Raw genomic sequence first — 19458 nt, 5'->3', positions numbered from 1 at the left:
AATAAAAAAGAGATCTGTTTTCAAATGGGAAACAGATCATAATACTTTTTTTTCATGATCTTCAATGGACTTGCACCATCTGCGATATTGCTAATGTCACGTAATTCTAGTGGTATAACACTAATACCATCCTTCCTTTTTTCACGCAGATATGATTTTGCATCACGGTCTAGTTTTCCAGTAATTCCTTTTCGGGAAATTATTATCCCACCATTCAAACCCAAGCTTTCAATTTTTCCAATAAAATCCCTCGCATCTTTGCTGGAAAAAGCAGATTCTGTATTTCTACATTCAACCATAAATGGAGAACCCAACATTTTAAAAAATGTTTCATCACTTTCGTTTGAAACTAATAAATCAATTTCCTCAGAAGTACCACGCAGGTTTCTCTTCACGACTTTCATACCATCAATATTGTCAAAGACATAAGCACCAAGTCCCTCTAGACTTTCTTTTTTTTCTTTGTTCGTTTCAGATATTCGGGCTTTTGTTACCAAGTCTGCCATAATTTGATCGTATTCATCTTCATCACAATAGTAAGGTTCAGATACTATTGAATCGGCGCATTTAGTAACAAACCAATTTCTCTCTTTTCGGATTTCATCTGCCGTTTTTATCTCAACTTTATTGCCAACTATAGTTTGAATCTCTTGTTCAATATCTGACCCATCTATAATTAACTTAGTAAATTCTCCACAGTCACATGACAAAAATTGATTGATTATGTCCTTTGTTTCCTCAAATTCGTCATCAAAATTATCTGATTCACACCATAAATAAACACATAATACAAATCGTTGCTCTGATTAGTTCTCAACTAGAAAATCACAAAAAACGTCATTTTTCGCATCATCAACGATCCAAAAGAACATTTCTTCAAAAAGAGTTTTCATGTTCTTAATGAGTTCATCTCGATTTCCGACAAACAAATCGCCCTCATTAAAAAAATATAATTTTTTATTTCGATATTCACTGCTTAGGCGAAGAACATCTTCTTCCATATCTTCAAATATTTCTTCCCTTAATTCCCTGATTTCACGTTGCTTCATCTCCTTTCCGTTTGTTCTTTCAACATACATTTCAGGGTAGAGATCAAATGCATCGTATATGTCATTCCACAAATCTGAAACACTATTCCCATAGAGTACAAACTGTCCTTCGTAAAAAACAAACTTGTATTTTTGATGAGACATATCTTGCATGATACAAAATAAATCTAGAAATACTTAAATGTATTTTCATAGTATCAGATAAACCAGCATTGATGAGCAAGATTTAGAGCAAAAGCAGCTTCAAACCAGACTCAAAGGACAAAGCTCACTAACCGCATAAATCCCGCACTTCAGCTTGCAGGAATCATAGACATTGGTCCGTGCGGGAGGGTAACAATATGGAAAAGTTCGAACTCCACTAGCATATCTTTAGATATTTATACATCCTTCCAGTTCCACCATTTCAATAGTTCAGGATCATAATCCTGGTTTGAAGCATAGTACACAGCACAACGAAATACATAGAGTACGCATCTATCGACATGCATTCCTTTTCGGGTGGAAAGGTTGAAGTAAAGTTCCTCAGAATCCTTTCCCTTCAAATCCTTAATTGAATGAATACCCAGATCCCGTAGCTCTTGGGCTATCTTGCTCCCAACGCTCGGAATCTGTTCAAGATCATCTGGTTTTGACAGAGGCATTGTTCAAAAAGTAATGGGAAATTATTAGTATCAAACGCTCTTCGAAAATCCCAAAACATAACCATTAAATCTTTGATATAAAACTCCTGCTTCCCGTAAAATATTGTGTTTGATGTAAGATTAAACTCAATCGCTTCCTCCTACACTCTCACAAATCATTTAATACTAAAAGTACAAATAGCAGACTATGTCTTACGGCTCCCACGCTGAAGAGGACGACGATGTTGAGATCGAAGAAGAATACCTGGGTGATTATGCCAGTATTCGGTCTATTGTGAAAGAGGCATTGCCGTTCCAGATCCTTGCGACGTTAGGAGGAGCTGTGGCTGGTCTTATTCTTGTGGGGATGACGGATGAGCTTGAGCTTATACCGGGGCTGATCGTCATTGCGCCTGCGGTTCTTGGTATGCGTGGGAATATATCATGTACTCTCGGGTCACGGCTTGGGAGTGCTATTCATATGGGTCTTATTACGAAGATCGAGAACAATCCGGAGCTTACCAATAATATACTCGGGTCGCTTTTGCTTGGTTTGATCGTGTCATTAATTCTCGGGATACTGGGTCATAGCATGACCGTGCTGCTGGGGCTTGAAAGTGCGGGTGTATTGTCACTTACGTTGATCGCAGTACTTGCAGGGGTATCATCGGGGATTATCCTCTCTGTGATCGCAGTTTTACTTGCAATAGGTATGTTCAGGTTCGGTTTTGATCCTGACAACGTGGTAACGCCTGCCATTGCCACTATTGGCGACATCGTATCCATTCTTATGATCTTCCTGTCCGCAAAGGTGGTGCTTATGTTATGAGCTACTATACAATACGTGGCATCATCAACAGGGGATTGCCCATACTGTTCCTCACTTCCCTGCTTGGACTTACTGCAGGACAGATGCTAAACTCACAGCTTGACAACCTCATTGCTATCCCTACCATACTATTGTTGATCCCTGCATTGATCAAGATCGGTGGGGACACCGGAAGTATGCTGGGTGCAAGACTTTCTTCTGCATTCCATATGGGTATTGGTACCACACATATCCAGAAGAACCCTGTCGTAAAGAACAGCGTGATCGCAGCTTTCATTGTGGGAATGTCCGCTTCGGTTGTTTTGAGTATAATTGCCTGGATAATAGGCAGTTTTGCCGGCCATGGATTTGGATTCTTCACACTCTTCAAAATATGCACGATCTCAAGCATGCTCGAGCTTATAGCGGTATTCTTATCCACTATCGCCATAGCATTTGCTTCTCACAGGTTCGGTATTGATCCGGATGACACGGTCATTCCAATAATTGCAACGCTAGGAGATATAGTGGGAATTTCAGCCATTTTCATAACATTAAATCTAATGCAGATAATCTAAAAACGATCCTGAAAAACGATTATATATAAATAACTGAAAAATCATAGATAATAGCTGGTATAACTAACATGAGCCTTAAAGAAATCAAGTACATTCCCAGAAATCTAAAGGACCTTCTAATTGAAATGAAGGACACATCAGAACTGATGGTAGATCTTGCTTATTCTGCAATGGTATATGATGACGAGGATATTGCCGAGGAAGTACTTCATCTTGAAGAAAAGATGGACACTCTCCATTACCATATGAAAATGGCTGCAATGTTAAGCACGCGTCGTATTGATGAAGCCGAAGAAATGGTCGGGGTTCTTCAGGTGGCAGCATCCGCTGAGACAATTGCCAACGCTGCAGGTGACATTGCAAAGATCGTAGAAATGGACATGGGTATCCCTCTTGAGCTTAAACTTGCACTCAGGGAAGCCGAAGAGACCATTGTGCGAGCTACCATCAATGAGAACTCAGATATGTGTGGTCGCACCCTTGGGGATCTTGAACTTGAGGTCGAGACCGGTATGTGGGTAATTGCGATTCGCAGGCATGATGACTGGATCTACGATCCGCATCACGATACACGCGTTCGTGCAGATGATGTGATCTTTGCCAGGGGTCACGATGAAGGCGTACCGCTGCTTGTTGAGCTTGCCACCCAGAGGGCATACACCCCACGCAAGGTCGAGCATGAGCGGGTACTAAGGGATCTTGAAAAAGCGGTTGACATCATCGTTGACATGAAGAACACCGCAGAACTTTCTGTAGGACTTGCATATTCAGCCCTGCTCTTTGATAACACGGATATCGCTGAAGAGGTCAAAGCCCTCGAATCCGAAATGGATGAGATGAAATACGATCTCCAGCACTGGGTCCTTGAAACTGCAAAACACGTTCCTGACGTGAACCAGCTGCGTGGTCTGCTTCATCTTGCCAATGCATCCGAATTTATTTCTGATGCTGCATACGGCATTGCAGATGCTGTTCTTCGTGATATTGACCTTCACCCGATCATCACCATAGCAGTGCGTGAATCCGATGAGGTCATAGCAAAGATACAGGTTGATGGCTGTTCACCGATCATAGGTAAAAGTCTCAGGGAACTAAATCTCGGTACAGAGACCGGTGTTCACATTATGGCTATCAAGCGCGATGAACGCTGGGTATACAGCCCGGGTGCAAGAACAATGGTAAGGGAAGGGGATCTTCTCATAGGACGTGGTTCACAGACCAGCGAGGAAGCATTACTCGAGATGTGTGCCTGTCCGGTAAGAGAGGATGCCTGATTTTTAGCTCTGTAGAATCCTCAACTAAACTAATTACATAACCTTGACATACCTATCAGGGTTGTGTATCATATCGTAAATTTCACTTCTTTTACTTGATTTCCGTACTTCCTTGCACAAAGATTCTCCCTATGTTTTCTTTTCAGAATTGCAATAGCAATGTGTCTGGATTTTTTGCAACATGAATTGATTTTCCAGATTTAATTTGTACTTGGAAGAAATGATTGTTGAATATTTTTTAAGGCAAATATTAAATTTTAAAAACAATTAACATACTATTTATATAAGTGGGTGTATTTTTATTATAAAGTTGAACTCTGCGAAGTCTGGCAGCAACAGCTGATTCCCATACCAAAAAGGCAAGATACATTTGTTTTAATTTTAGTTTAAAGCTTTTGTGATTTTACCTCTGTTGTATATGAAATGAAGTGAGAATATGAAAAGAAAAGATGGATTTCCACAGAGCCTGATCTTTAGTAGCGGGGGTTTTTGCTAAATGGATAAAGCAGTTGTATATGGCCTGCTTATACTTTTTTTAGGAATAGCAATAGGATATAGTATTAATGACATGGCAACTGTCGAAGAGGTTCCCGGTGGAATACAAGTACCGGAAATGTCAGCCGGTGGGCATTTCGCTGATGAGAACAATACTGACGTTCCCATCTGGTCTTATGATATCACATTGTATAATTCCGGGAATGAAGATGTATACGTAAATTCGGTAGAACCAATTTTCGGTGAGAATTTCTCAAAAAATATAGTTACCGAAAACAACACTATAGTTGTGGAAAAGATCATAAACGAAACATCATCGATAGGGGTCAGCGGTCAGGTGAAATTGAATACCACCGGTCTTTCAGAATTTAGCATTATTGGATACAATATAACATCAACGGAGACCATTTATTGGCCCATGAGCAGAAATTTAAAAAGAACGTGGAAAACACATGCATTATCGGTCTGATGACCATTTCAGGTCTTTCTACCTCTTTTTTGTAAGATCAGTTCAGCAAGTTGAAATTACTTGATGATTTCAGCATATCCATCTTTAAATTAATTTAGCAGCTGAGGCAGAATTGACCGATATTCCTACCATCCTCCTTAAGTACTAACAACTCCTTTATATATGATGGAAAAAACACAATCGGATATACAATGAACTCAGACCACAGTAATCGTGGTAATGGATCCATAACTACAGCATTATTATTGGCAGCCGGAAAGGGCAGCCGTCTTTATCCCCTGACACGCGACACACCGAAATGCCTCACAATGGTTCATGAGGCGTCTATTCTTGAAAGACTTGTCATCAATTTAAAAAAGCAAGGCTTCAAACGTCTTGTTGTAGTCACAGGGTACCAGGAAAAATGCATTCGTGATTTTTTAGAAACACGGGCTTGCGGAATGGAGATCGATTTTATTATAAGCCCCCTTTACGCGACCACCAATAACATATATTCACTCTGGATGGCACGTAATATCATTAATGAGCCGTTTTTACTTGTTGAAAGTGATCTTGTTTTTGATGGTTCTCTTCTGGATGACATGTGCTCTCCTGACAGAATTGCCGTAGCACGCATGCAACCGTGGATGAATGGTTCCACCGTCACAGTCAACAGATCCCAAAATGTTAAGAAATTCCAAAATGGTATTGCTGGGACTCTTGATGAGACCAGATACAAGACTGTTAATATCTACAGTTTTTCACTATCTTCATGGCATCGTATTACAGAAAGACTTGACCAGTACATTTCAGCCGGCAAAGTAAATGGCTATTATGAAACCGTATTTGCAGAAATGGTGGCTGATGGCAGTCTCGACCTTAAAACAGTCTCTTTTGACAGCAAGCGATGGTATGAGATCGATACAGTTGCAGACCTGGCAAAGGCTGAGACTCTATTTTAGGCGGATAAATACGAAACAATAATTCCTTACGACACCAAGCCACATACCTCTGGAAGACCAAGGCAGTTTTTCCAACAATCAAAATGTGGAGTGAAGGTGGGGATTACTCGTTCACTTTCAGGTTTAAAGCCATTGCCTCAGTCAAACTCTTTCAACCTAAGACCACTTCTTGAATCTAAGACTTTAAAAAATAAAATGTCACATCAAAAAAATTCAAGGGAGGGAATACATGATGCAACAAAATTATGAGACTCAAACTGAAAAATATGAATTTATTTCCGGACAGCATGGTGGTTACTATCGCCATGACTTTATTGATCATGCTTATCTTTACAATCTGTATTTCCCGCCAGAAGCAGTTTTCACAAGCTTTAAAGATCAAATTCACGACATTGTCCTTAACTACCCTATTGCACAGGATGCTCTTGACGAGCTCATAGGTGATCTGATCGATCAGCCTGCTGAAAGGATCGTTGTAGGAAACGGTGCTGCCGAACTTATCAAGATCATATCCGGTCACATATCCAGCAAATTAATTGTTCCAGTGCCATCTTTTAATGAATATGCGAATGCAGCACCAATAGGCAAAGTAGTTGAATTTCCTCTTGAATTTCCATCTTTTCAATTGGATGTAGACAAGTTTGCTGCTGAAGCGATCAAGGTTAAAGCAGATGTTGCTGTCGTGGTAACACCTAATAACCCAACATCGATCCTGGTTCCCAGGTCCGATCTAATATCGCTTGCACAAAAACTTGCAGAACATGACTGTATGCTGATCATCGATGAGTCCTTCATGGATTTTGCACATGATCCGGATCAGGCAACTCTGGAACATGAACTCGAACGTTATCCAAACATAGCGATCCTTAAAAGCATGAGCAAAGCCTATGGCATCTGCGGTCTCAGGATCGGTTATCTGCTAACTGCAAATTTAGTATTTGCTGAATCTGTAAGAAAAGGTGTACATATATGGAATATTAACGGATTTGCCGAAGAGTTTCTGCGGATATTGCCCGATTACAGACAGGAATTTGTTGAAAGCTGTAAGCAGGTACGGATCGACAGGTATAATCTATATAATAGTCTGTGTGCTATCCCGGGAATGACTGTTTACAAACCCGATGCAAACTTTATTTTCTGCCGCCTCCCGGATCATGCACAAAGTGGTCCTGAAGTCACACGGAGATTGTTCATTGAGCATAATATGTACATAAAACACTGTCAGGACAAGACCCTACCTGACTCTGGCCGTTATGTTCGTATCGCCAGCCGTACTGAAGCAGAAAATTGCAAATTGGTTGAAGCATTAGTAGATGTTATTGACTCCAATAAAGTGGAAGTATTCTGATGAATGATCCGGACCATCAGCGATCACATCAGACAGGAATGCTTGCTTTCGCCCGGGATCTTCCAAACATCTGTTCTCTTGCAGGGTTGTTATGTGCGGTCCTTAGTATATACTATGCCATATTAGGCAATTTACCGATTGCGATAATTGGAATGATCTGGGCTGTTGTTTTTGACTGGGGCGATGGTCTCATTGCTCGCAGGATGAAGGGACGAACTGATGAATATCGAGCTTTCGGTGGACAGCTTGATTCATTGATAGATATTGTAAGTTTTGGAATTTGCCCCGCTGTATTTCTCTTGAGCTATGGGGATTTTAGTCCATGGTTCTTGCCTGGTGCATTCGTAATTGTCGCTGTCAGTGCAATACGGTTGAGTTACTTCAATGTTTTCGGTCTGGTCGATGATTCGACATACATGGGATTGGCACTTGACAACAATATACTGATTCTTGCTTTTATCTTCCTGTTTGACAGTTTTTTCAGTCAGCCGATCTTTTCAGTCGCTATATATTCACTGTTTATGTTTATGGCTGTCTTTAATTTAGCACCAATCCGAACGCCCAAGTTTTCCGGCAGGTGGTTTTCTGTTCTCCTTGGTTATGTCCTGGTGTTAACAGTTATCTATAGCTGGATACTGTGGAGCAAGTAACAATAAAATGGGAACTACTTATCTAAAAAAAGGAAGATTTAATGTATGAATATCAATCACTCAGAAAATGCATCTCAAACAATGACAATGAGCTAATAATTTACGGAGCAGATCGTTTTTCACAGTTCCCGCGCCGTGATGCATCCGTTAATTCAAAATGTGACCGAGTGCTTCCGGCAGCACGTCCTGATGATGTGGTAGTTCTACGCGGAAAGCTGGATTCCGAGTATCATAAATGGCTGCGTTCCCATGGTCTGGGATCTGATCATATTGTGGAATATAATGCTTATTCAGAAGGAATGTCGCTCTCCGAACTTATCGTTAATGATCCTGAACCAGTTAAAAAGATCATCAGGCAGATCGGGAAAAAACCTGTATATGTGCCATGGTTTTCAGGTCGTATGGAAACTGAAGCTGCAAAAGTTCTTGGAGCTGATCTTTTTGGAGCAACTGAAACTGCAACACTAAAGTATAATGATAAGTCAGCTTTTAAGACCGTATGTCAAGAATTAGGGATAGCTGTTGTTGAAGGTACTTCATTTGAAATACATCCTGAAGACAATGAAAATTGTACAGATCTGGAAAACATCATTAACGAATATCTGTCAACCTGCGAAACTGTTATTATTCGCGGTACTTTGGGTGAAGCCGGTATGTCGTTATACAAAACGAAAGGCAATGATATTTCTGAAATATATCACGAAATCGCAGTTAGCGGTGAAAGATCTGTTATCATTGAGCCTTTTCTGAATGTTTCTTCTTCTCCGAATGATCAGTTGGCGATCAGCAGAGATGGAAATATAAATTCACTTGGCATGCGAGATCAAATATGCGAAAGGGGGATGGTACACGTTGGGACTCTCAAAGAAGCAAATGCATCAGCAGATACTTTAAATTGCATTACAAAAACATCTGCAAAAATTGTAACTAATATGGCTGAATTCGGATATCGGGGTGTAGTCGGTATAGATTATATTGTATCGGATGATGGTATATTTCCTGTTGAAAATAATGCTCGTTTTAACGGTTCCTCTTATGTAAGCATGATCGTAGATAACATTAAAGAATTGTTTTCCCCCGTTCCATACTGGAAATTTATAAAGATCAAAACAACAGCATGTTCATTTCTTGAGCTAACTGAACGTATTGAACCAGTACTTTATGATGGCAAAAAATTAAATTCCGTATTTCCTTTTAGCTGTGATACATTGTCGTTATCCGGAGATTTTGCTGTTATACTCTTAGCCGAGAATATGGATGAGATCTTTAATATCGAAGAATCATTGAAAGAAATGGTGATCAAAAGTTTTTGATCAATCTTATATGTCAATATATTATCGATCAAAATCCAAAAATAAAAAAAGCACAATGCAGGTCCTGAATATATCTTAAAGGACCACGCATTGGAAATTGTAATACGACGATTATTTTATGATCTCAACAGCGCCGCCTTTCCTGCCAACATAAACCTCGTTGGTGTTCAGGAAAAGACCGTGTTCTACAACACCCACGCATGTGGACAGCCTCTGGTAGAGTTCTGCGGGGTCCTCAATGGTGCCGAATTCAACATCCATGATGACATTTCCGTTATCGGAGATAACAGGACCGTCCTTGCGGGATGCCATTCTTATTACAGGGACACCGCCAAGTTCGATCATCTGCTTTTTCACAAGTTCCCTTGCATATGGAAGTACTTCTACAGGCACGAAGTGCTCAAGTTTCTCGCTCATCTTGGAATCATCTGCGACCACAACAAAGCGTTTTGCTGAATGAGCAACGACCTTCTCACGAGTGTGTGCTGCACCGCCGCCCTTGATTACGTTCAGGTTAGCATCGACCTGATCCGCACCATCGATAGCAAGGTCAAGCACAGGGTGCTCAGCGAGGCTTGTAAGTGGCACACCTGCTTCAATAGCAAGCATTTCAGCCTGATAGGATGTAACAACTGCAAGAACGTTCAAGCCTTCTTCCCTTACACGTCTTCCAACCTCTGCAATAGCAAAAGCTGTAGTAGAGCCGGTTCCAAGACCGATTACCATGCCGTCCTTCACAAGATCAGCTGCTGCAATACCTGCTGCCTGCTTCTCAGTACTTGATGCATTTGCATTTCTTTCTTTCATTTTCATTCCCTTCTGCTGGAAAATAAATGATGAAAACTGCCACCTTTAAGGTGACAGTCGCTTCCTGTCCCTTGGGAACAGAACAGTATCGCGAATATTCTCAACACCAAGCATTGTCATAACAAGACGCTCACAACCGACACCCCATCCGGAGTGTGGTGGCATACCATACTTGAATGCACGCAGGTAGAAGTCAAAGCCATCAGGATTAAGTCCCTGGGATTCGATCCTTTCCTTAAGCATGTCATGCAGGTGAATACGCTGTGCACCGGAGGAAAGCTCCATTGTCCTGTGCATCATATCAAATGACTTGGATATCAATGGGTCGTTCTCATAAGGCATAGCATAGAATGGCTTGATCTCGGTTGGCCAGTCAGTGATGAAATAGTGTGATTCTCCGGTTTCCTTGAATACATGCTCACCAATGGTGTGCTCTGCAACGGTACCAAGATCCCCGCCCCATTCGATCATTTCCTCACCCTTAGCATTGACGATGTCAATAGCTTCACTGTATGGGATCTTCATGAAAGGCGTCTTTGGAACTTCGAGCTCAATTCCAAGGTTCTCAAGGGAAGCTGCCTCGTTCTCGATGACCTGCTCATAGACGTAAGCGATCATGTTCTCGAGGATCTCCATGACCTCAAAGTGGTCTACGAAACTTGCCTCGATATCGATGGATGTAGCTTCATTAAGGTGCCTGCGGGTGTCGTGCTCTTCTGCCCTGAAGATAGGACCGATCTCGAAGACCCTGTCAAGTCCGCCGGACATAAGGATCTGCTTGAACAGCTGTGGACTCTGGTTCAGGAATGCTTCCCTGTCAAAGTATGTGATAGGGAAAAGAGATGTACCACCCTCGGTAGCTGTTGCAACGACCTTCGGGCTTGATGTCTCGATAAAACCTTCTTCAGACAGGAAATTCCTTACTGCACGAAGTACCTCATGCCTTATCTTGAATATCGCTGTGGTCTTTTCACGTCTAAGGTCAATGAACCTGGAATCAAGACGTGTGTCAAGTTCAGCATCTACCTTTCCGGTGGTGTCCATTGGAAGTGGTGATTCAGCCTCGTTGAGGACAACGATCTCTTCAGGGATGATCTCATAGCCATTTGGAGCCTTTCCTTCAGGCTTTGCGAAACCGGTCACAGCCACGATTGACTCACGCACCAGCTTTCTTGCAGTATCAAAGATCTCCTTGTCGATCTTCTTCTTGACAAGTGTGACCTGTGCCCTTCCTTCGCGGTCACGGACAACCAGGAAGCAGATACCGCCAAGGTCTCTTACTTCATGTACCCATCCGCAGACGGTGACCTTCTCATCTCCGACCTTCTCCGGATCGATCTGTGAGGTATAATGTGTTCTTGGGTTTTCTAATGACATATATTCACCTTACAAAGTTATCAAAATGATATGTATAGCGCTTTATGACGCTTTTGATAAGCCTGTTAGTATATAAACTATTCTTGTACTCTAAATTGCATCCATGTAAATATAGCTAACTATTGGAAAAGAAGATATCCGGATAAGAATTATAGCAGAAAATAAGATCAATCAGCGAAGGTTAGACTTAGACAATAATACGTATCATTGATTTTGATACAATCTGATTCACTTTCTCGAAATATTCTGTAAGAAGTTACATCCATTTGTTCTTTCGTGGGTACTTTGATCTCTTTACCTGGTTGCATTACAGCCTTTTTAATATACGGATACTCATCCAGTTCTTCCATGGTAACTTCTATGTAATTTGGTGGGGTTTCGTTTACTTCGTAAGCAGCCACATATAATCCAGCACCTGGCTGATATATAAAGCTAAAAAAAACTAGAGCTAATAGAAATAGACTCCCAATCAACATCTTTAATTCGAAATTCATTAATTTACCCCCCTCATTAAAAAAATAGGAGTGGATGATTCCACCCATTCATCATATTAGAAATGATCTCAATCATATTTCCTTAACAACAAAAAAGCACTTGACACGGCAATTGACATACCAGCAAGTCCGATAAATGGGATCTCATTGCTTGCCATCTCTTCATTTGTTTCTTTTTCAAATTCTATTGCTTTGACAATTTCGTCTTTATTAGATACTGGGTGTTTTCCATAAGATTCAGATACTACACGAAACATACTTTCATCCAATGTATCTTTTCGAAGCATTAAGATTACGGTTTCATTCATATTAAAATGCACATCGTCTTGTGGAACACCAAAGCCATTAAATGATGTAACTGTTATATTTTCAGTCGGTTGTGGGTTCTTTAGGCACTCTTCAATTTCTATTGTAAAACCGATAATATCACGGTCCACTACCTTTCCGACTATAATAGTGTCAGAGTGGTTCACTTGATATTGCAGATTATCTGCTTCTTTTGTGACTAAGGCTGATGCGGTATCTATTGATATTAGTATCAACACCAGGACGATAAGTAAAAGTGTTCGTTTCATACGTTTTCACTCCTTGCTACTTTAGGATATAATTAATGCAACTATAAAACTTTTGATGTAGGCTAGAACTTACTACATTAAGATGGTGAATGACTTTCCCTTTAAAGTCTAATCCACCACTCACAACGAATCCACTTGGAAACCGAAGTAAAGGTTTCCCAATCTCCGAAACATGATGGACATCTATGATTTCTCTATTTCAGAGAGCATCAGGATTGTCATTCAATATCTCTGCATTGAGTTCATGTTGGCCAAAACGATTACCTTCAGATCTCAAAATAGACCTATTTATGAAGAAGGCTGCAGCGCACTGTTCCACATAAAATTATTTATATAACAATCAATATGGATAAATAAGATGGTTCAAGAGCAGACACCCACAAAAGCAGACATCAGATTTCCTGAAAAATGGGAAGTTTCTGTTGTTCCAAAAGAACCAACTTATTTTGATCGTTTCTTACCTTCCACACATCAGCAGACCACGCTTTTCGAATGCGGTATTGACATGGGGGACGAGCATGCATTACCATATCCGAAGATACATGTACTTGCGATAAGGCAGCCATGGGCATCACTGGTAATACATGGGCTAAAAAATATAGACATACGTTCGAAGAATACTTCTATCCGGGGAACGATAGCGATCTATGCGAGCAGAGCACCTGTTCGCAAAAAGGACCTGAAATGGGTGAATGAGAACTGCGATGTTCCTGCTGACCTATTTGATGATCTGCCCACTGGAATGATAATCGGGACCGCAAACCTGGTCGAATGTATGGAATATGAATCGGATTTTCATTTCAAACTTGACCAAAGACGTCACTTGAATCGCGAAGATAACTATTGTGAGAACATTAAGGGTTGGCTTTTAAGGTCTCCTCGTGTAATAGAGCCGGTTGATTATAAGTTCAATGGAGAGGTCGTCTGGAGTTTGGCAGATACTGAGATATTACAGCAAACTGCTTAAGGTTCTCTAATGTAAGATTTAAATTGTTAACTTCAGATTATTTCCTCTTATTTGCTTCATTGTATCGGTATTGGCACTATTCCGATATATCCGATATTTTTACAATTTGGTTCCTGATTAAACCCAATTGCTAATCATACATTTATATACCTGTAATGCATAATAAGACCAAATTATTTAGATAAAAAACAATATCTGGTAAATTGAAACTAAATTAATTCATACTGACTTTTCATCTACAAATATCATTTACGGGATAAATGATTTTATTTAAGAGCTAAAAGCCACATCACATGGAGAAAATCGAGATGAGTGACAGGCAAGATTATGATGCAACACACATTCAGGTCCTTGAAGGGTTGGAAGCAGTACGCAAACGACCCAGCATGTATATCGGAAGTGTAGACACCAGAGGACTTCATCACCTCGTGTACGAGATCGTCGATAACAGTATAGACGAAGCACTTGCAGGATACTGTAATTCAATAGATGTATCCATCAATACAGACGGTTCTGTTACCGTTGTTGACAACGGTCGTGGAATACCGGTCGGTACTCACCCGAAATACAAGAAATCAGCTCTCGAGGTCGTACTAACGGTCCTGCATGCAGGAGGAAAGTTTGACAAGAGCAACTACAAGGTGTCAGGTGGTCTCCATGGTGTCGGTGTATCCGTGGTCAACGCTCTTTCCGAATGGCTGGAAGTTGAGGTAAAACGTGACGGTAAATTATACTATCAGCGTTATGAGTATGGAAAACCTGTTTCGGATGTATCTGTTATCGGAGATGCAGAAGGCACCGGAACAAAGAGCACTTTCATGCCCGATAGTGCGATCTTTGAAACGACCGAGTTCGTTTATGGCACCCTTGTCACAAGGCTTCGGGAACTCGCCTTTCTCAACAAAGGTCTCCGTATCAGCATAACTGATTCAAGACCGGAGGAAATGGAACAGGATGTCTTTGAATATGAAGGAGGTATCATCTCTTTTGTCGAGCATCTTAACATGAACAGGACTCCGCTTCACAAAGAGCCGATCTATTTCGAACGTGAGAAAGAAGGGACCATAGTCGAGATCTCCATGCAGTACACTGACAGCTATGGAGAATACGTCTACTCTTTTGCTAACAACATTAATACTCACGAAGGTGGAACCCACCTTATCGGATTCAAGACCGCGCTAACACGTGTGGCTAATGACTATATCAAGAAGAATAATGTGGTAAAAGGTGATGAAAAGCTCTCAGGTGAAGATATTCGTGAAGGGCTTGCAGCCATTATCAGCGTAAAACTCACAGAACCACAATTCGAAGGGCAGACAAAGACAAAGCTTGGTAACAGCGAACTTAAGGGTATTGTTGACTCCATGGTCTCAGAGGGACTTGCAGAGTACATGGAAGAGAACCCAAAGGTAGCAACTATCATTTTCCAAAAGGCATTGGATGCCAGACGTGCAAGGGAAGCTGCCAAAAAAGCACGTGAACTTACTCGAAGGAAAAGCGCTCTTGAAGTCGGCACACTTCCGGGAAAGCTGGCAGACTGCTCCGAGAAGGATCCCTCTGTTAGTGAAGTATATCTTGTGGAAGGAGATTCTGCAGGCGGTTCAGCAAAACAGGGCCGTGACCGTAAGTTCCAGGCGATCCTGCCTTTCAGGGGTAAGATCATCAATGTTGAGAAAGCACGACTTGCAAAAGTACTGAAGAACAACGAAGTGCTCTCCCTGATCACTGCAATGGGTACAAGTATCGGAGAGGATTACAACCTGGAAAAAGCACGTTACCACAAAGTCATCATTATGACCGATGCTGATGTTGATGGTGCACATATACGAACCCTCATACTTACTTTCTTCTTCAGGTACATGACACCGCTTATCGATGCCGGTTATGTTTACATTGCCCAGCCTCCTCTCTATCGTATAAAGAAGGGAAAGACTGAACATTATGTCTATTCTGACAGGGAAAAGGCAGCAAAGCTTGAAGAGATCGGTGAAAAAGGAACCAGTATCCAGAGATACAAGGGTCTTGGTGAAATGAATCCTGAACAGCTATGGGAAACCACAATGAATCCTGAGACAAGGACATTATTGCAGGTAAGCATGGAAGATGCAGTAGCTGCTGATGAGATATTCTCGATCCTGATGGGAGATGAGGTCGCACCGCGTAAAGCGTTCATACAGAAGCATGCAAAGGAAGTTGTCAATCTGGATGTGTGAGGTGAGATAAGATGGCAGATAATATGAATAATGAGCCTACAGACGTACAGCCAGAAGATGAAGCACCTCTGGACATCCGGCCTACCGATACAGGCGAAAGGGTCGTACCTGTGTTGATACAGGACGAGATGAAGAACTCGTATATCGATTATGCAATGAGCGTTATTGTGGGAAGGGCATTACCTGATGCACGTGACGGTCTCAAGCCCGTACACAGGCGTATCTTGTATGCCATGAAGGAAGCGGGAATAACATCAGATAAAGCCTACAAGAAGTCCGCCCGTGTAGTGGGAGACGTTCTTGGTAAATACCACCCACATGGTGATACTGCAGTTTATGATTCCCTTGTGAGAATGGTGCAGGACTTTTCCTTAAGATATCCACTCATTGATGGTCAGGGAAACTTCGGTTCTATTGATGGTGATTCAGCAGCAGCAATGCGATACACTGAGGTCCGTATGGACCGTATCTCTAACGAGATGCTCTCAGACATCGATAAGGAAACTGTAGACTACAAGCCGAACTACGATGGTTCCCTCAAGGAGCCTTCCGTGCTTCCTGCGAAACTTCCGAATCTTCTTATTAACGGTTCTACCGGTATTGCGGTCGGAATGGCCACTAACATGGCACCTCACAACCTTGGTGAAGTGATCGATGCCACATTGAAACTGATTGAAAACCCTGAAGTTACGATCCCGGAGCTCATGGAAATAGTCAAAGGACCGGACTTCCCGACCGCCGCTACGATCCTCGGGAAACAGGGTATCAGATCGGCATATGAGACCGGACGTGGTCCTATAAAGCTGCGTGCAGTGACCTCCATCGAGGAAATGAAGCATGACAAGAATCGTATTGTCGTAACGGAGCTACCTTATCAGGTCAATAAAGCAAAACTTATCGAGAACATTGCCGCACTTGTGAGGGATAAAAAAATAGTAGGTATCTCTGACCTCAGAGATGAGTCTGACAGAGACGGTATTCGTGTTTCTATTGAACTTACAAGGAACACGAACCCTGAAGTTATCCTGAACCAGCTTTACAAGCACACCCAGATGCAGACAACTTTTGGTATCATTAATCTTGCACTGGTGGACGGTATTCCAAGGGAACTTACTCTCAAGGAAATACTTCAGATCTATCTGGAGCACAGGATCGAAGTTATCCTCAAGCGCTGCCAGTACGACCTGAGAAAAGCTGAGGAGAAGGCACATATACTTAGGGGACTGCTGATCGCACTTGATCATATTGATGAAGTTATCAGCCTTATCCGTGGCTCTAAGACCGTTGATGAAGCAAAGAGCGGACTGATGGAAAAGTTCGGACTGGATGAGGTACAGGCAAAAGCTATCCTCGATATGCGCCTCCAGCGCCTGACAGGACTGGAAAGGCAAAAAATAGAGGACGAGCATGAGGAACTCATTAAGCTCATCGGTGATCTAAAGGAGATCATTGCCAGTGATGAAAGGAAATATACCATCATCAAGGAAGAATTGCAGGAGATCCGTGACAAGTTCGCAGATGAGCGCAGGACAACGATCATGAGTTCCCACGTTGAGATCGAAGATGAGGATCTGATCCCTGAGGAAGATGTTGTTGTAACTATCACAAACAGCGGTTATATTAAGAGGATGCCAATTGACACTTACACCCAGCAGCACAGGGGTGGAAAGGGTGTCATTGGTATGGAGACCAAGGAAGAGGATTTCGTTGAGGATATCTTCGTGTCTTCCACTCATAATTACCTGATGTTCTTCACTAACCGTGGAAAGGTACACTGGCAAAAGGTCTACGGTATTCCACAGGGAAGCAGGCAATCAAAGGGAAAGGCTATCGTCAACCTGTTGGAACTTGCAGAGAACGAATCTGTTACTGCAATGATACCTGTAAAGGAATTCGAGGATGATAAATACCTGTTCATGGCTACCAGATCTGGTACTGTGAAGAAGTCCCAGTTGTCTGATTTCAGCAATGTCAGGAAGGCAGGTATTATTGCTATCAACCTTGACGATGGTGATGAGCTTGTCAATGTAGCACTTACCGACGGTTCAAAGGAAATAATGATGGTATCAAGGCATGGAAAGGCCATCAGGTTCTCTGAGGACGATGTACGTTCAATGGGAAGAGCTGCAAGAGGTGTTCGTGGTATGAAACTTGCAGGCGATGATGTTGTGGTAAGCCTTGACATCGTTGACGAGGAAAGCAAGTTGCTTACAATAACCGAGCACGGATATGGAAAGCGTACTACCTTTGATGAATATCGTGGCATGAGAAGAGGTGGCCAGGGAGTCATCACCATAGTTACCAGCCTGCGTAATGGCCCGGTCATAAATGTGAAGGCCGTTCATGAGGACGATGAGGTCATGGTCACCAGCTCAGAAGGCATAATCATCAGGATACCTGTGAAAGATATACGTGCACAGGGCAGGAACACACAGGGTGTTAAAATAATGAATGTGAAACCCGGCGACAAGGTCGTGGGTGTTGCAAGAATTAAATATGAGGAATGACACGAACTAAACACTTTTAAGCATTGACTATATTTAGTACAATAAATCGACAGAAGGATGATCTTATGGAACTTGAAAAATTACGACATGGTACCGAACTTATCAAGCGCGGTTTTGCAAAGATGCAGAAAGGCGGCGTTATTATGGACGTTACAACTCCTGAAGAAGCAAGGATCGCTGAAGAAGCAGGAGCTGTTGCAGTTATGGCACTCCACGCTGTACCTTCCGACATCAGGAAGGAAGGCGGCGTTGCAAGGATGGCTGACCCACAGGTCACTGCTGATATCATTGAATCCGTAACAATTCCGGTAATGGCAAAAGCAAGGATCGGACACTTCGTTGAAGCTGAGATCCTACAGGCACTTGGCTCTGATATGATCGACGAGTCAGAAGTACTCACACCTGCTGATGAAAGCTTCCATATCGATAAGACACAGTTCACTGTTCCTTTCGTATGTGGTGCACGTAACCTCGGTGAAGCACTCAGAAGGATCAACGAAGGTGCAGCTATGATCCGTACAAAGGGTGAAGCTGGTACCGGTGATGTCAGGGAAGCTGTACGCCACATGAAGCAGATCCAGGGAGAGATCAGGACCCTCAAGGGCATGACAAAGGAAGAGCTTATTATGGCTGCAAGAGACATCGAAGCACCTATTGAGCTTGTAATGGAGACCGCAGAAATGCAGCGTCTTCCTGTTGTGAACTTTGCAGCCGGTGGTGTCGCAACTCCTGCTGATGCAGCTCTCATGATGAGACTTGGCTCTGACGGTGTTTTCGTCGGATCAGGTATCTTCAAGGCAGAGAACCCTGCATTGATGGCAAAAGCTATCGTTGAGGCTGTCAACAACTATGATAATCCTGAAGTGCTCGCAGAGATCTCAAAAGGTATCGGCGCAGGCATGAAAGGAATCAGTGTTGATTCCATTCCGGATGACCAGGTTCTCCAGACACGCGGCTGGTAACCTTTTTC

At 42.2% G+C, this 19458-nt stretch carries 19 protein-coding genes; 12 read left to right on the top strand and 7 right to left on the bottom strand.

Features of this window, described 5'->3' with window-relative positions; translation table 11 throughout:
- Positions 1-20: 20 nt before the first annotated feature.
- From E7X57_RS06925 to E7X57_RS06915, 3 genes are all read right to left on the bottom strand, one after another.
- Positions 21-710: a hypothetical protein gene (locus E7X57_RS06925; RefSeq protein WP_135611987.1), complete on the bottom strand. Its 690-nt coding sequence runs from the start codon at positions 708-710 to the stop codon at positions 21-23.
- A 96-nt stretch (positions 711-806) separates the two neighbouring features.
- Positions 807-1202: a hypothetical protein gene (locus tag E7X57_RS06920; RefSeq protein WP_135611985.1), complete on the bottom strand. Its 396-nt coding sequence runs from the start codon at positions 1200-1202 to the stop codon at positions 807-809.
- Positions 1203-1429: 227 nt separating this feature from the next.
- Positions 1430-1693: a helix-hairpin-helix domain-containing protein gene (locus E7X57_RS06915; protein WP_135611983.1), complete on the bottom strand. Its 264-nt coding sequence runs from the start codon at positions 1691-1693 to the stop codon at positions 1430-1432.
- A gap of 187 nt (positions 1694-1880) precedes the next feature.
- On the opposite strand from E7X57_RS06915, the gene E7X57_RS06910 reads away from it, so the two are divergent.
- The 8 genes from E7X57_RS06910 (at position 1881) to E7X57_RS06875 (ending at position 9548) form a co-directional block, all read left to right on the top strand.
- Positions 1881-2501 carry a magnesium transporter gene (locus E7X57_RS06910; RefSeq protein WP_135611981.1) on the top strand — a complete coding sequence of 207 codons (621 nt, stop codon included), beginning with the start codon at positions 1881-1883 and terminating at the stop codon, positions 2499-2501.
- Positions 2498-3058: a magnesium transporter gene (locus tag E7X57_RS06905; protein WP_210409041.1), complete on the top strand. Its 561-nt coding sequence runs from the start codon at positions 2498-2500 to the stop codon at positions 3056-3058. Before E7X57_RS06910 ends, E7X57_RS06905 begins: the two co-directional genes overlap by 4 nt.
- Before the next feature lie 68 nt (positions 3059-3126).
- Entirely contained in the window at positions 3127-4332 is a 1206-nt protein-coding gene (locus tag E7X57_RS06900; RefSeq protein WP_135611978.1) for a potassium channel family protein, read from the top strand.
- 496 nt (positions 4333-4828) lie between these two features.
- Positions 4829-5296: a hypothetical protein gene (locus E7X57_RS06895; RefSeq protein ID WP_135611976.1), complete on the top strand. Its 468-nt coding sequence runs from the start codon at positions 4829-4831 to the stop codon at positions 5294-5296.
- A gap of 191 nt (positions 5297-5487) precedes the next feature.
- Positions 5488-6237 carry a phosphocholine cytidylyltransferase family protein gene (locus E7X57_RS06890; RefSeq protein WP_135611974.1) on the top strand — a complete coding sequence of 250 codons (750 nt, stop codon included), beginning with the start codon at positions 5488-5490 and terminating at the stop codon, positions 6235-6237.
- Between the two features lie 229 nt (positions 6238-6466).
- On the top strand, positions 6467-7585 hold the full coding sequence (locus E7X57_RS06885; protein WP_135611972.1) for a histidinol-phosphate transaminase: 1119 nt from the start codon (positions 6467-6469) through the stop codon (positions 7583-7585).
- A complete protein-coding gene (locus E7X57_RS06880) occupies positions 7585-8235 on the top strand; it encodes a phosphatidylcholine/phosphatidylserine synthase (protein WP_135611970.1) in 651 nt (216 codons plus the stop codon). The genes E7X57_RS06885 and E7X57_RS06880 overlap by 1 nt, the downstream gene beginning before the upstream one ends.
- Before the next feature lie 41 nt (positions 8236-8276).
- Positions 8277-9548 carry a hypothetical protein gene (locus E7X57_RS06875; RefSeq protein ID WP_135611968.1) on the top strand — a complete coding sequence of 424 codons (1272 nt, stop codon included), beginning with the start codon at positions 8277-8279 and terminating at the stop codon, positions 9546-9548.
- A 111-nt stretch (positions 9549-9659) separates the two neighbouring features.
- On the opposite strand, the gene rpiA is transcribed toward E7X57_RS06875, so the two are convergent.
- From rpiA to E7X57_RS06855, 4 genes are all read right to left on the bottom strand, one after another.
- Positions 9660-10355: a ribose 5-phosphate isomerase A gene (gene rpiA / locus E7X57_RS06870; RefSeq protein ID WP_135611966.1), complete on the bottom strand. Its 696-nt coding sequence runs from the start codon at positions 10353-10355 to the stop codon at positions 9660-9662.
- A gap of 45 nt (positions 10356-10400) precedes the next feature.
- Positions 10401-11732, bottom strand: a complete 1332-nt coding sequence (aspS, locus tag E7X57_RS06865) for an aspartate--tRNA(Asn) ligase (protein WP_135611964.1) — start codon at positions 11730-11732, stop codon at positions 10401-10403.
- Between the two features lie 167 nt (positions 11733-11899).
- Positions 11900-12226 (bottom strand): hypothetical protein, encoded by a 327-nt coding sequence (locus E7X57_RS06860; protein ID WP_135611961.1) that lies wholly within the window; start codon positions 12224-12226, stop codon positions 11900-11902.
- Between the two features lie 68 nt (positions 12227-12294).
- On the bottom strand, positions 12295-12801 hold the full coding sequence (locus E7X57_RS06855; RefSeq protein WP_135611959.1) for a hypothetical protein: 507 nt from the start codon (positions 12799-12801) through the stop codon (positions 12295-12297).
- Between the two features lie 358 nt (positions 12802-13159).
- Here E7X57_RS06855 and E7X57_RS06850 point away from each other — a divergent pair, with 358 nt between their 5' ends.
- The 4 genes from E7X57_RS06850 to pdxS all read left to right on the top strand — a co-directional run bounded on the left by E7X57_RS06850 (position 13160) and on the right by pdxS (position 19450).
- The gene (locus tag E7X57_RS06850) at positions 13160-13768 is read left to right on the top strand and encodes an ASCH domain-containing protein (RefSeq protein WP_135611957.1); all 609 of its coding nucleotides are present in this window, start codon (positions 13160-13162) and stop codon (positions 13766-13768) included.
- 308 nt (positions 13769-14076) lie between these two features.
- Positions 14077-15981 (top strand): DNA topoisomerase (ATP-hydrolyzing) subunit B, encoded by a 1905-nt coding sequence (gene gyrB / locus E7X57_RS06845; protein ID WP_135611954.1) that lies wholly within the window; start codon positions 14077-14079, stop codon positions 15979-15981.
- A gap of 11 nt (positions 15982-15992) precedes the next feature.
- The gene (gyrA, locus tag E7X57_RS06840) at positions 15993-18488 is read left to right on the top strand and encodes a DNA gyrase subunit A (RefSeq protein ID WP_135611952.1); all 2496 of its coding nucleotides are present in this window, start codon (positions 15993-15995) and stop codon (positions 18486-18488) included.
- A gap of 65 nt (positions 18489-18553) precedes the next feature.
- Complete coding sequence (pdxS, locus tag E7X57_RS06835; protein WP_135611950.1) at positions 18554-19450, top strand: pyridoxal 5'-phosphate synthase lyase subunit PdxS; 897 nt, start codon at positions 18554-18556, stop codon at positions 19448-19450.
- The last annotated feature ends 8 nt before the right edge of the window (positions 19451-19458 follow it).

The organism is Methanococcoides sp. AM1, from assembly GCF_900774055.1.
In the GTDB taxonomy this organism is placed as follows: Archaea; Halobacteriota; Methanosarcinia; order Methanosarcinales; family Methanosarcinaceae; genus Methanococcoides.
This window is presented reverse-complemented; position numbering and strand designations above follow the sequence as displayed.

Excerpts from the sequence above, each read along its gene's own strand:
- E7X57_RS06905 (WP_210409041.1), top strand. The coding sequence starts at position 2,498 with ATGAGCTACTATACAATACGTGGCATCATCAACAGGGGATTGCCCATA.
- E7X57_RS06915 (WP_135611983.1), bottom strand. The coding sequence starts at position 1,693 with ATGCCTCTGTCAAAACCAGATGATCTTGAACAGATTCCGAGCGTTGGG.
- E7X57_RS06875 (WP_135611968.1), top strand. The coding sequence starts at position 8,277 with ATGTATGAATATCAATCACTCAGAAAATGCATCTCAAACAATGACAAT.
- E7X57_RS06895 (WP_135611976.1), top strand. The coding sequence starts at position 4,829 with ATGGATAAAGCAGTTGTATATGGCCTGCTTATACTTTTTTTAGGAATA.
- E7X57_RS06880 (WP_135611970.1), top strand. The coding sequence starts at position 7,585 with ATGAATGATCCGGACCATCAGCGATCACATCAGACAGGAATGCTTGCT.
- rpiA (WP_135611966.1), bottom strand. The coding sequence starts at position 10,355 with ATGAAAGAAAGAAATGCAAATGCATCAAGTACTGAGAAGCAGGCAGCA.
- E7X57_RS06900 (WP_135611978.1), top strand. The coding sequence starts at position 3,127 with ATGAGCCTTAAAGAAATCAAGTACATTCCCAGAAATCTAAAGGACCTT.
- E7X57_RS06890 (WP_135611974.1), top strand. The coding sequence starts at position 5,488 with ATGAACTCAGACCACAGTAATCGTGGTAATGGATCCATAACTACAGCA.
- E7X57_RS06885 (WP_135611972.1), top strand. The coding sequence starts at position 6,467 with ATGATGCAACAAAATTATGAGACTCAAACTGAAAAATATGAATTTATT.
- E7X57_RS06850 (WP_135611957.1), top strand. The coding sequence starts at position 13,160 with ATGGTTCAAGAGCAGACACCCACAAAAGCAGACATCAGATTTCCTGAA.
- pdxS (WP_135611950.1), top strand. The coding sequence starts at position 18,554 with ATGGAACTTGAAAAATTACGACATGGTACCGAACTTATCAAGCGCGGT.
- E7X57_RS06860 (WP_135611961.1), bottom strand. The coding sequence starts at position 12,226 with ATGAATTTCGAATTAAAGATGTTGATTGGGAGTCTATTTCTATTAGCT.
- E7X57_RS06920 (WP_135611985.1), bottom strand. The coding sequence starts at position 1,202 with ATGCAAGATATGTCTCATCAAAAATACAAGTTTGTTTTTTACGAAGGA.
- aspS (WP_135611964.1), bottom strand. The coding sequence starts at position 11,732 with ATGTCATTAGAAAACCCAAGAACACATTATACCTCACAGATCGATCCG.
- E7X57_RS06910 (WP_135611981.1), top strand. The coding sequence starts at position 1,881 with ATGTCTTACGGCTCCCACGCTGAAGAGGACGACGATGTTGAGATCGAA.
- E7X57_RS06855 (WP_135611959.1), bottom strand. The coding sequence starts at position 12,801 with ATGAAACGAACACTTTTACTTATCGTCCTGGTGTTGATACTAATATCA.
- gyrA (WP_135611952.1), top strand. The coding sequence starts at position 15,993 with ATGGCAGATAATATGAATAATGAGCCTACAGACGTACAGCCAGAAGAT.
- gyrB (WP_135611954.1), top strand. The coding sequence starts at position 14,077 with ATGAGTGACAGGCAAGATTATGATGCAACACACATTCAGGTCCTTGAA.